The sequence below is a fragment of the Nostoc sp. genome (assembly GCF_035638895.1).
Lineage (GTDB): Bacteria > Cyanobacteriota > Cyanobacteriia > Cyanobacteriales > Nostocaceae > Nostoc.
Map to the genome: position 1 here is coordinate 1 of NZ_DASQZC010000076.1, position 1,599 is coordinate 1,599.

Annotated in this window: 1 protein-coding gene; it reads left to right on the forward strand. The window is 39.4% G+C overall.

The window, feature by feature from the left end; translation table 11 throughout:
• The first annotated feature begins 752 nt into the window (after window positions 1-752).
• Window positions 753-1,427, forward strand: a complete 675-nt coding sequence (locus tag VE944_RS03345) for a tail fiber domain-containing protein (RefSeq protein WP_324972249.1) — start codon at window positions 753-755, stop codon at window positions 1,425-1,427.
• The last annotated feature ends 172 nt before the right edge of the window (window positions 1,428-1,599 follow it).

The following is a 1,599-nucleotide window of genomic DNA, read 5'->3' on the forward strand; positions in this document are numbered from 1 at the left end:
GGTTATGGGGCGCAGGTTATTGGGATCGTTGGGGTCAATGGGTTGTGGGCTAGTAGTGCCTGGTAACTGTGATACCTGAGCATTCACAGGTGATAGCAGGCTGAGGACTGCTATGACTGATAAAAGAGTACGGTGCATCAAAGTAACAGCGACAGCAGTGTTCATGGGGTCAAGTAGTGCAACGACTATACAGAAAATTTATGGAAACTTCGGGTATCTTAACTCTGTTTTGGTCTTGGACAAAGCAAAGCTGCATCCTAAGTTTCTCTGATTTAGACTGAAAATCGGTTTAATAGAGTTCCCAACTGTCCGTCCTTACGGCTACCGACTTTCTTCCCCAATAATTATCTCAGGTTAGGTCGGATATTTGACAGTGTAGTTTTCTCAAAGCAAGACTAAAACTCTTGTGAGCCACATCACAAATACCACATTTCCGAGTTTCAACTAGCGTAGACGAGACAATAAGTCAGAAGCTTCAGGCTTTCTGAAATCATAACTTCTGCTTTTATTTTTGAAAATCGAGTCAGTATACCGCAGTGATTTTTTAGTTTTTGGAGTTTAATATAGCTTGATTTTTTGTGAAAAATCTAAGTATATCTCAATAAATATTGTCATTAAAGTAGTATATATCATGTTAAATTACTAATGCTTGCAAAAGCTCTATGGGATGAAAATTTAGGATTTTCTCAACCGCGTTTGTCATAAATATTTTGACTCGAAAGTTCAACAATTGCAGGAGTTTAGAAGTAAAAATGTCTAATAATCTTTCTCGTCGTCAAATTACCGGACTCACTGGCGGTTTCGTTTTCGCAAATATAATTACTAGCTTAATTGCAAATGGTCGGGCACAAGCCCAGGCCGGGAATTTGGATAATCTTTTTGTATCGGGAAGTGTTGGCATTGGAACAACAAGTCCCTCTCGGAAACTAGACGTAAGAGGCACTGAAATTCATAGTGGTGGTAGTGGTGGTGGTTTTTCCTTTGGTAATCGAGAAACTGCTGGGTTTGTAGAAACTCCAAATGCTGGGCAACGATGGGTTTGGTATGCATTAGGTGGCACGGCTCGCCTCTGGTCTGGAGGAGATAAAGTCACTGTTAATACAAGTGGGGTTATTAGTGCGACTCTGTTTTTAACCTCTTCATCAAGGGAAGTCAAAGAAAATATTGCTGAACTTTCCAGTCGGGAGGCGATTGAAACATTAGAAGACCTCCACCCCGTTAAGTTTAGTTACAAAGCGGATAGTGAAAAAAATCTACATAATGGATTTATTGCGGAAGATGTTCCGAACACGGTGGCAACTTTTGACAGAAAGGCAGTAAGTTCAATGGATATTGTTGCTGTACTAACTAAAGTAGTGAAAGAGCAGCAGAATACAATAGCAATATTAGTTGAGAAAGTAAAGATGCTAGAGGATCGTAGCACTTAAAAGGGTAAAACTAGAGGGTAAGTTTGACTACATCAAGAATTAGTAATTTCTGCAAATGCGCGATTAGTAATTTTTGTTTCTTGATGGCTTAACTGTTGCAGTGCCTTTGCTAAATCAACTGTGATGCTTTTGGCATCTTGTTTTATGCAGCCATTCATATAATCCTTTACTT